This window comes from Nostoc foliaceum FACHB-393 (assembly GCF_014698505.1).
Taxonomy (GTDB): domain Bacteria; phylum Cyanobacteriota; class Cyanobacteriia; order Cyanobacteriales; family Nostocaceae; genus Nostoc; species Nostoc foliaceum_A.
Genome location: NZ_JACJTD010000067.1, coordinates 1 through 11,056, shown reverse-complemented (window position 1 = coordinate 11,056; position 11,056 = coordinate 1). Strand labels below are relative to the sequence as shown.

Below are 11,056 nucleotides of genomic sequence, written 5' to 3'. Positions count from 1 at the left end.
AAAATTTAATCCTCCGACATATATCAAGTTGGCAAAATCATCAAGAGTCAAAAGTATCGACTCTTGATGATGGAGTAAGCAATAGTTAAGAGTTAACCGCCACGCTTCAGTGCTGCTTCTACCTGCTGTAACTCCTTCTCTAAACGATTTTTGAGTTTTTCGGGTACGGCACGATTTGGGTAAGAACTGTAGTGCCCAGCTAGGGAGTTGAGGGCTGTTCGCATGGTTGTAAAGGAGCCAAGACCAGAAACAGAGTTAACTCGCTGATAGCGAGCTGAAAAGTCATTAATTTTTTGACGCGCTTCCGCTTGAACTGCTGCTTTTTCTGGTGAATCTTGTGATAAATCCAGAGCTTGTCTCATAACATTGACCACAGCTAAGGTGTCTTGGCGATAATCCCCAGTCAAACTATCTGGACTGCCAGAACAGCCCATTAAGCCGATAGATACAACCAAAACCAGCGCAAGCAAACGCGACCAATAGCGCTTCATATGCATTAAGTAAAAGAATACGTAAATCAACGTCCATCCTATCTTGGATTGGTGACTTGGGGATCAATTTAGTGCTGAGTGGGAGAGTGAAGCAGGGGGACAAGGGGACAAAGAGAATAACCAATAATGCCCAATACTTCTCTACGAAAGGCTGCGCAAAAGACACGGTTCAGTACAAATGACCAATGACTAATGACCAATGACTTTTTGGTAAAGAGTATTGCGCTGTTGGTAAGGTCTTCCTAAAGAAGCGATCGCAGCTTGCAAGGTTTCCACTTCCATACACGTACCACCCAAAGCACCAGCCATTGTGGTAATGTGCTCCTCCATCAAGGTGCCGCCAATATCGTTGCAACCCCAAACCAAAGCTTCTGTCGCACCACCAAGCCCCAGTTTGACCCAACTCTGCTGATGATTGGGAATCCAATTACCCAAGTAAATCCGCGCCACAGCGCCTAGCAACAGTGCATCACTCAAAACTGGTTGATCGCGTCCGACACGACTACGTAAGGGTTTGGGCGCTTCTTGCCCAACGAAGGGTAATAAAATAAACTCTGTGATCCTTGCTGGATATCCCTGATTTATGGCGGTTTTTTGGAGCGATCGCAATTTTTCTAAATGCCCGATTTGCTGCTCGTGGGTTTCAATATGCCCAGATAACATGGTGCTGGTGGTATGCAAGCCTAATTTGTGAGCAGTGCTGACAATTTCTAACCAAGTGGCTGTGTCAATCTTCTCTGGACACAGTATCCGCCTTACTTTATCGTCTAACACTTCCGCTGCTGTTCCCGGCATTGAGCCAACACCAGCATCACGCAAAGCAGTAATCACATCAGCATACTCAAGTCCATCAAGTCTGGCGATAAATTCCACTTCCTGGGGTGAGAAAGCGTGGAGATGTATCTGGGGAAATTCCTGTTTAATGGTTTCTACAACTTTGAGATAATAGGGCAAAGATTTGCCGCTTATCTGCGCTTGTGGATTTAATCCCCCCTGCATACAGATTTCCGTCGCGCCCCGTTGCACTGCATCTGTTGCTTTTTCCAAAATTTGCGCCGAATCTAACCAGTATGCACCGACATCACCATCATCTCGACGGAAAGCACAAAAACTACAGTGCTGCTCACAAATATTAGTAAAGTTGATATTACGATTAATTACGTATGTAACTGTATCGCCTGCTTGAGTGTGGCGCAGTGTGTCGGATGTAGTCCGTATTGCTGCGATCGCCTCTGGCTCAGTTTGTTGTAACAATATCACTCCCTCTTCGGGAGATAAGTCGTACCCCATCAAGGCACGTTCAAGAATTTTTTCAACAGCAATTTTTGTCAGCATTACTTTCTTTCTTTCTCAGTAAATTTTAATTTTATGATCTGGTAAATAATAAAATTTTACTTAATAAATACACCAATCTCAGAAGAATTCCAGCTATAGAAAATTTAGCTTTTTTTCTGTTCTAGCCGCCACAGCCTACTATACTGGAAAACATCGACTAATTTGTATTTCTTCTCAAGCTCAGATCGAAATTTTTTAGAAGGATTATACAAAAATAGTTCACTGAACCTATCAGGAATATTTGGCATAGTTGGTTCAGTTAGCAATTGCATCTGCACTTTATGATCTAGCAGATGAATGAGAGACATTAAATCACCAATATTTAGAGAATAATTACTACTAATTAATAGTGGATCATTAGCTTTATTGATGATGCGAGCTATTTGAGGATTAGCATGGCTGCTTTTATTCCACCATGTCTCGGCTTGAGAACTGACGACACAAGATAGAACTCCAGCAGAAATTACTACTACCATTACTAATTGGCACAATTTGCGGGCTATTAACTTAGAAGAAATAATTTGAGCCGCCAGCAAGTAAGCAACAGCTAGCTGAATGCCTACATAACACGGAATGACATATCTAGGTCGCAGACTGACCTTACCTCCAATAATCAAATCAGGTAATATGAGAGCTAAAGCAGGTATTCCACTTAAGATAAAAACAAATAACCAAATTCGTGTTCCTGCTTGACGATAAAGAAATAAGAATGAATATATTACCAAGATTAGTAATAAGGGAATTAAAAATCGACCCCAGCGCAAAACTGGCAAATTCAAATCTGGAAAAAATGGTTCGTAGCGCCAAAAATCAGCAAACAAACAGCTAATATTGGCAATCCAACCAGAAGCCAAAGCTGACACAGATTGTCTGGTTTGAGCACTGGCTGTTGTGCGCTCAATTTCAGACAAGCTATTAATAACAGTTAAAATCCAAGGAACGAAAGCTAAAAAGCCGACACTAGTTGCTATTAGATAAGCTTTAACGGTTTTGGTGAATCGAAAGCGTTCAATGGCAAATACATAAATACCGTGGGCGATCGCTAGCAACCCAGAAAATAAAAAGGTGTACAATCCTAGTGCCACTGTTACTGCATAAATCCCCCAAAGCTGCTTGCTACCCAGTCTTATTGCTCGCAGCAGTGTAGCACTCCCTAGCAAAGTAGTCACCATCCATAAACCGAACTCCCTTGCTTCTTGGGCGTACAGCACATGGAAGGGCGATACTGTTAGAAAAGCTACGCTTATCCATGCCGTTATGGGTGAGTGAAATAATTCTAAGCACAGCCAATAAATGATAGGAAAGGCTATTAAGCTAATTATGGCTGACAAGCTTCTCGTAGTCGCTACTGAATTGCCAAAAAATTGCATCCATAATCTAACCATCACGTAATAAAGTGGAGGATGCTGGGCATCTTCCACCGCCAAAGAGTTGATTGTATTGATTAAACCTTTTTCAGAATTAGGCTGTTGATATTTTTGTATATCTCCAACAGCAAACACGCGCCCATTAAACACTTGTTGAACAAATTCTGTTTTAGTGTAACCAGAAATTCGTAATGAGGTATAAGCTTCGTCGTGCGAATAGACTTTTCGATCCAGATAGGCGAAGCGGAAAAATATCCCTAATATTAACAAAGTAATGATTAAAAATCGTAGCCAAATAGGAGGAAAATATTTTGCAAGTACTGATTGTCTGTTTATCATGAATATCGAATTATATTGCTGATTGTAGGTTTATGAAGTCCCATAGCAGCAGTTTGTAAATCAGTTTTTTAGATGCTTAAGATTATTAGCCAAGAGCCATTGCAATCAGAAGATCAGCTTTTATTAATTAACTGCAAAATAGCTATTAAGGGAATTTGTAGCAAGGGCTGGAGCCGCTTACTAAAAGTAACGGAACAAGTTAAATATCCTTTGCCGCAAACGTTCTAAAACTGGTTCTTCTTCGGGTGAACCCTCAGTAAATAGCATCTCATATATCAATGGCACTCCTAGCTGTAAATCTTCGAGAACTTCACGCTGGGTAAATACATCTTGTGGTTTTCCCTCCATCACAAGTTGTCCCCGATCCATCACAAATATCCAGTCTGCCCAACGATAAACTAAATCAAGATCATGGGTTGCCATTAGTATAGTTGTACCATCTGCATGAATCTTTTTTAGAGTTGTCATCAAGTTACGAGTATGCAACTTATCTAAATAGGCTGTTGGTTCATCTAGCAACAGGAGTTCTGGTTTTAACACCATGACATCAGCTATAGAAACTCGCTTTTTTTGTCCTAAGCTGAGATGATGAACTGGTCTTTGAGCTAATTCAGTAAGTCCAAATTCTACTAAGGCTTGCTCGACTCGCTGTTTAATTTCTCCTGTTGGCAATCCCAAATTACACAAGCCGTAAGAAATATCTTCTTCAACAGTAGAAGCTACCAGTTGTTGCTCTGGATCTTGAAAAACTAGCCCTACTTGTTGACGTAACTTTATCAGTGATTGACGGTCGTATTGCAGAGGTTTTCCTTGCCAAGATACTTTACCTTTATGAGGTTTATATAGACCGTTAGCTAATAAAAATAATGTGGTTTTACCACAACCATTTTGCCCGATTAACGCACATCTTTTGTGAAAAGGAATCCTCAGATTCAAACCATTCAAAGCTAATTGTTGTGCGCCTGGATAAGTGTAATGTAATTGCTCAAATTCGAGTAAAAATTGTTGCATGATCGTACCAATCCAAGGCGATTAATGACGCACATCCTAGAATTGCTTCGATGGCATATCGCTTAGATAAATGGTAGCGATGAGGATGCCAAACTTTAAATTCTCCATTGAAGCCCCGTGATGCCAAAGCCAATGATACTTGACGATAGTTTTCTAGGGTTCGTTTGAGTAATTGTCCAATTAAGAGAGCTAAACTTTTCATCCCAAGGCTAAAAGTGCAGTAGCCACCACGAGATTGTTGAGCAGTCCATAATTCAGATGCTGTGTTTAATAGGACAAAAATAAAGCGGTACATTAGTAATAATAGGTCGGTTAGTAACACAGGAAAACCCACGCGACGCAGGACTTGTAAAAGCTCGGTAAAAGGGATAGTTAACATGATGAAATATAAGCAGGAAAGAGAGGCGATCGCTCGTGTTAAAATCGTTAATCCCTGCTCAATACCGTGAATACTGATGTACACATAATAAGAGCCAATATTAAAACCTGCTGCTGAGTCAGTTTGCACTAAATGTAAGTGAGAAATATTTACGCCATTGAACACTAAAGCTGGTAAACTTGTTAACCAGAATAAAGTAGCAACATACACTAGTTTAAAATAAATTTTGCTAGGAATACCTGCATATATAATTGTCCAAGTACTCATCCAAACTGCAATCAAAACTTGAACTAGGGGATGGCTAAAGGCAGCGATGATCAACAGAGCGATCGCAAACAGTAATTTCTGCTCTGGTGCTAACCACCGTAACCGATTAGTGTATGCAAGAGTATCTATTTGCAGACTCATTCCTTATTCCTTTGATGTTGCGATCGCCCTTTATACAACCCAATTACATAACCAATTACTCCAGCACCCGCCGCCGCTTGCACGGAAAATAATAAGCTTTCGACTTCTCCACTTGGTAACTCAACTAATGGATTAAACCAAGGCTTATATTCGGGCTGAATTTCTTTGATTGCATCTTCAGCCTGACCATCTGCGCCGCTAAATTCTCCTTTAATTAATACTAGTGGTGCTACTGACAATACTACTACTCCTAATAGCAACAGCCAATTACTCAATTTTTTCTTAGACTGTTTCATTGTGTTGAGCTTCCCCTTTGATTAATTTCAAAAATTCTAGTTCTTGAGGTGTATAAGATTGTAGCCAATTCCACACCAATACAGTTAGCAAACCTTCACTAATTGCTAGAGGAACTTGAGTAATCGCAAAAATTCCTGCAAACTTGGTAAATGAGGCTATAAATCCACCTACGGGTGCGGGAAAAGCAAGAGCGAGTTGTACGGAAGTAATGATGTAGGTGAGTAAATCTCCCAAGGCGGCTGCTAAAAATATAGCTATTTTTTGCTTACCAGTTAGCCGCATCGTCAAATGATATATCCAGTAAGCAGCAAATGGGCCTGCGATCGCCATCGAAAAAGCATTTGCCCCTAGTGTCGTCAAGCCGCCATGAGCCAACAGCAGGGCTTGAAATAACAGAACTAGACCTCCCAGCACCGACATAGCTAACGGGCCAAATAGCACCGCTCCTAACCCTGTGCCTGTAGGATGGGAAGAACTACCCGTGACTGAAGGAAGTTTCAACGCTGACAAGACAAAGGTAAAAGCTCCCGCCAATGCCAAGAGTAATTTTAGTTCAGGGTTGGCTTGGGTGATGCGAGTCAGCGATCGCAATCCTAAAATAAAAAATGGTAACGCCACTACCCACCAAAAAATTGCCCAATTCCCTGGTAAGTAGCCTTCCATAATGTGCATGGCATAGGCTGGTGTAGACGTTCCAACAACTAGATAAAAGCTCAAAATACCTATCAAAATTAGTGATACGCCTTTTGACTTGAGAAGAATTCTTGGCACGCTGTATACCTCGCAAATACATTTTAAAAACTAAGTTTAAATCAGCGGATGCTCTAATAAACACTTCAAAATTAAAAATTAAAAATTCCATGTACTGACAATGTTATGGAAATGCAATTTATCTCATCTCTAAGCAAATAAAATGCACCACAGCATAGCAAGAGTCTCTTTGTTTCGTCCATATCCAGGTGCTATTATACGCATTGTTTGGATTCTAAGTACTGCTAAGGCAATAAGCATATCAATAAATAGATATGAGAAATTAGCTTCACTTGAATATTATTTATACATATCTAAGAGATAAGTACTGATAGAATTCAAAAAAAATTGGCTGGAATTTTCAGGGACTGATTCTAGTTTTAGCTAAATTTAATAACTTAAAGCAGCAATTCTGAAGCACTGCAAAATTATTGACAATAATTATTAATTCCTCTAATATTTAGAAGCAATTGAAAATCTTTTGCAATTCTTTTTTGGCGCTAACCGTAACTAAATGTCATGCCCAACAACTTCGCTCTGGGTAATGGAAAACCGTGGAGCCGCCGTGAATTACTGAAGCTGGGACTAGCAGGGGCTGGAGTAACTGGTGCAGCTGCACTTTGGCACATGCTAAATCTACAAAGTCATTCAATAGTCAAAGTGCCACCATTTGATATGGAAGCATCTGACGGCGTTACTAACCCAATGAAGATGTTAAGGGATTTTGATTATGGGACGGTAAAGCAAGAAAATGGGCGGACTATCCGGGAATTTCAGTTAACTGCTGGTACTTCCATAATAAAACTCAATAGTGCTGTCTCTTACAACATCTGGGATTTAAACGGTCGCATACCAGGGCCAACGCTACGGGCAAAACAGGGCGATCGCATCCGAGTACTATTTCTCAACAATGCGGGACATTCTCACTCTTTGCATTTTCATGGCGTTCATCCAGCAGAAATGGATGGTGTTCGCCCAATCAGCAATGGCAAAGCCACGATTTATGAATTTGATGCTGAACCCTATGGCGTTCACTTATACCACTGCCATATTGAACCAGTCACCCGTCACATCGCTAAGGGGCTGTATGGAATGTTTATCATCGATCCACCTACTCCCCGTCCCCCGGCCGATGAAATCGTGCTAGTGATGGGTGGGTATGACGTGAATGATGATAGCCATAATGATTATTACGCCTTTAATGGTCTGCCCCACTATTACATGCATCATCCCATTCGCATTTACAAAGATCAGTTGATTCGGCTGTATGTCCTCAACATCATTGAATACGATCCGGCAGTGACGTTTCATCTCCACGCCAACTTCTTTGATGTCTATCGCTATGGCATGAGTATGACTGCTAGCGAGAAAACTGATGTGATTACGATGGGTGTAGCGGAAAGGCACATTTTGGAATTTGCTTTTCGCTATCCAGGTAAGTATATGTTTCATCCGCATCAGGATGCGATCGCAGAAAACGGTTGCATGGGTCAATTTGAAGTACTTACTGAGAGTAATTCTCAAAACCCTGTTAAACATTCTTAACTGGATAATTTGTAATTAATTCATTAAAGTTCAGCTAAATAGTTGATAAAAAATATCATTATATGCAACAGTAAAGTCTATGACAATGTGTCAAACAAACTAGCTTCTAGTAATAGTTTGACATGTTCTAATTAATACATTTTTAATTATGCGAGGAGCAAAGATGATAAAACTTCGTTATATCTGTTTAACAGCAGCAGCAGCCGTAATAGTTACCTTGAGTTCCTGTAGTAGTACACCAACCGCCGAAAATCCATCAGCACCAGTTGCTAGCCCTCAAGCTACAGAGGCAGCAAGTAATAACAGTCATAGTGGTCACGGTGGCAAAGAAAAAATTAACATTAACACTGCTATCTTGTCAGAATTGGATAAGTTTGAAGCCAAACTAGGCGTTCCGGCTTTATCGAACAAAATCCAGGCAAGTCGTCCCTATGGCAGCCCAGAAGATTTAGTTACTAAAAAAGTAATTACTCAAGAACAGTTCGACCAAATTAAAGACCAGGTTGGTGTTCAAGAAGTGGTACTCACAGGTGAGGCAAAAGATGTTGACTATATGTCTAAATTAGGCTTAATGAAAGGGCATCTTTTGGTAGCACAAGAACTGCTGGATCAAAATCAGCCGAAACAGGCAGAACCTCATATTGGACATCCAGTTGAGGAGATTTACGTTGATGTAGAAGAACAATTGAATGAGCGCAAAGTTAAAGAATTTAAGACAACATTGGTAAGTTTGCAAGATTTAGTGAAATCTAGTCCCAAGGATAGCAAAGTTAAAACTAATTTTACTTCTTCAGTGCAAGCAGTTGATTCCGCGATCGCAGCTTTGCCAGCAGAACAACGTTCAAAACCAGGATTTGTGCTACAGGTAATTAACGAACTACTAGATTCAGCTAACTCCGAATATGGCGCTGCGATCGCAGATGGTAAAATAACCGCGCCAATTGAGTATCAAGACTCTCGTGGTTTTGTCGTTTACGCCAATGATTTATACAAAGGAATTTCTAGCCAAGTAGCTCAAGCAGATTCCGAAGCACACAAAGCGATCGATACTAGTTTCGCTGAACTAATAAAAGTTTGGCCCGCCGCCATCCCACCAGCAAAAGCAGTCAAAACTCCTAATGATGTTACCAAGCTGGTGAAAACCATTGAGGAAAACTCTCAAAAAGTGGTTAATAAATCTAATACCCAAGCACAGCGATAACATTTTGATTTAATGGGAAGTATATGATAATGAGTTTAAAATAGTTAGGAGTTAAGAGTTAGGAGTTATGAATTATGAGTTATGAATTCCGAACTGTTAACTCCTAACTTCCAAATCCTCACTTCTAACTCCTAACTAATTACACTCCATTCATTACTTGAACTAACAACTGATGCAAGAACTTGACCATAAAAAGACCATTGACCTGCTGAACGCCATCATGGAATTTGAACTAGCAGGGGTAGTGCGCTATACACATTATTCTTTGATGGTCACTGGCCCTAACCGTATTCCAATCGTGGCTTTTTTCAAAGCACAGGCAAGTGAGTCTTTACTTCATGCCGAACAAGTGGGAGAAATTCTCACTGGTTTAGATGGGCATCCCTCTCTGAAAATTGCCCCAATGGAAGAAACCTACCAGCATAAAGTCAAGGATATCTTGGAAGAAAGCTTATCTCATGAAAAAAAGGCATTGGATTTGTATAAAAATCTGCTTGAAACTGTCACCAATGCCAGCATTTATCTTGAAGAATTCGCTCGCGGCATGATTGGGCAAGAAGAGATGCATAATCTCGAACTGAAAAAGATGCTACGCGATTTTAGCTAATAGTCATTAGTTATTAGTCATTAGTCATTAGTCATTAGTCATTAGTCATTGGCTAGGGACTAATGACAAAGATAGAAGTCTGAACGGAGCGAAAAACCGGAGCAGAGGTTTCCTCCGCTCTGGATTTTTCAATATTTAGCTTCTGACGACAATAACTTTGGGGACAAAACACAAAGGACAAAAGATGAATTTTAGTACTGCTCTACCTACTTTTGTAATAACACTCCGAGAAGGAGTGGAAGCTGCCCTTGTTGTTGGCATCGTGCTAGCTTTGCTGAAAAAAGCTAAACAATCCCGACTCAACTCTTGGGTATATGCTGGTGTTGGCGTTGGCATTGTCGTCAGTGCTTTAATAGGTGTGCTATTCAGTTGGCTAATCCAAGTACTGGGAGCAGCGAATCCTCAATACACCACCGTAGTTGAGCCAGCGTTAGAAGGTGTGTTTGGCGTGTTAGCGATCGCAATGCTCAGTTGGATGTTAATCTGGATGACTAAACAAGCCAGATTCATGAAAGCTACAGTTGAAGGAGCAGTAACAGAAGCGCTGACACAAAACTCAAATGCTGGCTGGGGTGTTTTTACTTTAATTTTAATTGCCGTTGTCCGCGAAGGCTTTGAAACTGTTCTGTTCGTTGCTGCTAATTTTCAACAGGGATTAATGCCAGCATTGGGTGCTATTGGTGGTTTGGTAACGGCATCTGCCATTGGGGTGTTGTTATTTAAATGGGGTGTCAAAATTAACATCCGCCAGTTTTTCCAGGTAATGGGCGTTTTCTTAGTGTTGATTGTCGCTGGGTTGGTAGTTTCAGCCTTGAAACATTTTGACGAAGCTGTGGCTAACTTTGCCCTTAGCAGTCGTGCGACAGAAAGCCTTTGTTTCTATTACGAACGTTTTACTAAAGTCCACTCATGTATTTTGGGGCCAATGGTTTCAAATACTTCCACAATTTTGCCTGACGAAAAGTTTCCTGGCATTATCCTTAAATCTTTATTTGGTTACAGAGACAATCTCTATCTTGTGCAAGCAGTGGGATATGTGGCATTTTTGCTCACCATTGGAGGACTATATTTCCGCAGTCTTGGAGGTGCTTCTCCTGAGAGTAAAAAAAATATCCCCTTTGCTCAAAAACCGATTAGTTCTGCAAAGGATTAAAAGCACAGTCAATTTTATATTTTTTTCCTCGTTCCCAGTCAGAGACTATTGGTGACAACTTAAGGCGATGGTCAAAATGTCAAGCAGGATATGGAGATAAGTTCAAAGTGGGTTGTTGTCGGGATTTGGGTTGAGATTTAACAATGCCCAAATCTCGATTTTTGGGAGAAGTA

At 40.6% G+C, this 11,056-nt stretch carries 11 protein-coding genes; 4 read left to right on the top strand and 7 right to left on the bottom strand.

Going from position 1 to position 11,056, the window contains the following annotated elements:
- Positions 1–92: 92 nt before the first annotated feature.
- The 7 genes from psb27 to H6G92_RS31905 form a co-directional block, all read right to left on the bottom strand.
- Positions 93–497, bottom strand: a complete 405-nt coding sequence (gene psb27, locus H6G92_RS31935) for a photosystem II protein Psb27 (RefSeq protein ID WP_190899977.1) — start codon at positions 495–497, stop codon at positions 93–95.
- 183 nt (positions 498–680) lie between these two features.
- Positions 681–1,826: a 7,8-didemethyl-8-hydroxy-5-deazariboflavin synthase subunit CofH gene (gene cofH, locus H6G92_RS31930; RefSeq protein WP_190899975.1), complete on the bottom strand. Its 1,146-nt coding sequence runs from the start codon at positions 1,824–1,826 to the stop codon at positions 681–683.
- 104 nt (positions 1,827–1,930) lie between these two features.
- Entirely contained in the window at positions 1,931–3,532 is a 1,602-nt protein-coding gene (locus H6G92_RS31925; protein ID WP_190899973.1) for a glycosyltransferase family 39 protein, read from the bottom strand.
- 180 nt (positions 3,533–3,712) lie between these two features.
- The gene (locus tag H6G92_RS31920; RefSeq protein ID WP_190899971.1) at positions 3,713–4,543 is read right to left on the bottom strand and encodes an energy-coupling factor ABC transporter ATP-binding protein; all 831 of its coding nucleotides are present in this window, start codon (positions 4,541–4,543) and stop codon (positions 3,713–3,715) included.
- A complete protein-coding gene (gene cbiQ, locus H6G92_RS31915; RefSeq protein WP_190899969.1) occupies positions 4,518–5,330 on the bottom strand; it encodes a cobalt ECF transporter T component CbiQ in 813 nt (270 codons plus the stop codon). Before cbiQ ends, H6G92_RS31920 begins: the two co-directional genes overlap by 26 nt.
- Positions 5,327–5,626, bottom strand: a complete 300-nt coding sequence (locus tag H6G92_RS31910; protein ID WP_190899967.1) for an energy-coupling factor ABC transporter substrate-binding protein — start codon at positions 5,624–5,626, stop codon at positions 5,327–5,329. Before H6G92_RS31910 ends, cbiQ begins: the two co-directional genes overlap by 4 nt.
- Complete coding sequence (locus H6G92_RS31905; protein ID WP_190900008.1) at positions 5,613–6,299, bottom strand: energy-coupling factor ABC transporter permease; 687 nt, start codon at positions 6,297–6,299, stop codon at positions 5,613–5,615. Before H6G92_RS31905 ends, H6G92_RS31910 begins: the two co-directional genes overlap by 14 nt.
- Positions 6,300–6,896: 597 nt before the next feature.
- On the opposite strand from H6G92_RS31905, the gene H6G92_RS31900 reads away from it, so the two are divergent.
- The 4 genes from H6G92_RS31900 to H6G92_RS31885 all read left to right on the top strand — a co-directional run bounded on the left by H6G92_RS31900 (position 6,897) and on the right by H6G92_RS31885 (position 10,883).
- Positions 6,897–7,922, top strand: a complete 1,026-nt coding sequence (locus H6G92_RS31900; protein ID WP_190899965.1) for a multicopper oxidase domain-containing protein — start codon at positions 6,897–6,899, stop codon at positions 7,920–7,922.
- Positions 7,923–8,085: 163 nt separating this feature from the next.
- Positions 8,086–9,123 (top strand): helix-hairpin-helix domain-containing protein, encoded by a 1,038-nt coding sequence (locus H6G92_RS31895; RefSeq protein WP_190899963.1) that lies wholly within the window; start codon positions 8,086–8,088, stop codon positions 9,121–9,123.
- Positions 9,124–9,295: 172 nt separating this feature from the next.
- On the top strand, positions 9,296–9,730 hold the full coding sequence (locus H6G92_RS31890; RefSeq protein ID WP_190899961.1) for a ferritin-like domain-containing protein: 435 nt from the start codon (positions 9,296–9,298) through the stop codon (positions 9,728–9,730).
- A gap of 184 nt (positions 9,731–9,914) precedes the next feature.
- Positions 9,915–10,883 (top strand): FTR1 family iron permease, encoded by a 969-nt coding sequence (locus H6G92_RS31885; protein ID WP_190899959.1) that lies wholly within the window; start codon positions 9,915–9,917, stop codon positions 10,881–10,883.
- The last annotated feature ends 173 nt before the right edge of the window (positions 10,884–11,056 follow it).

Bases quoted from the DNA above. Each gene is read 5' to 3' on its own strand.
- cbiQ (WP_190899969.1), bottom strand. From the start codon at position 5,330: ATGAGTCTGCAAATAGATACTCTTGCATACACTAATCGGTTACGGTGG.
- cofH (WP_190899975.1), bottom strand. From the start codon at position 1,826: ATGCTGACAAAAATTGCTGTTGAAAAAATTCTTGAACGTGCCTTGATG.
- H6G92_RS31920 (WP_190899971.1), bottom strand. From the start codon at position 4,543: ATGCAACAATTTTTACTCGAATTTGAGCAATTACATTACACTTATCCA.
- psb27 (WP_190899977.1), bottom strand. From the start codon at position 497: ATGCATATGAAGCGCTATTGGTCGCGTTTGCTTGCGCTGGTTTTGGTT.
- H6G92_RS31895 (WP_190899963.1), top strand. From the start codon at position 8,086: ATGATAAAACTTCGTTATATCTGTTTAACAGCAGCAGCAGCCGTAATA.
- H6G92_RS31925 (WP_190899973.1), bottom strand. From the start codon at position 3,532: ATGATAAACAGACAATCAGTACTTGCAAAATATTTTCCTCCTATTTGG.
- H6G92_RS31885 (WP_190899959.1), top strand. From the start codon at position 9,915: ATGAATTTTAGTACTGCTCTACCTACTTTTGTAATAACACTCCGAGAA.
- H6G92_RS31900 (WP_190899965.1), top strand. From the start codon at position 6,897: ATGCCCAACAACTTCGCTCTGGGTAATGGAAAACCGTGGAGCCGCCGT.
- H6G92_RS31910 (WP_190899967.1), bottom strand. From the start codon at position 5,626: ATGAAACAGTCTAAGAAAAAATTGAGTAATTGGCTGTTGCTATTAGGA.
- H6G92_RS31905 (WP_190900008.1), bottom strand. From the start codon at position 6,299: ATGCACATTATGGAAGGCTACTTACCAGGGAATTGGGCAATTTTTTGG.
- H6G92_RS31890 (WP_190899961.1), top strand. From the start codon at position 9,296: ATGCAAGAACTTGACCATAAAAAGACCATTGACCTGCTGAACGCCATC.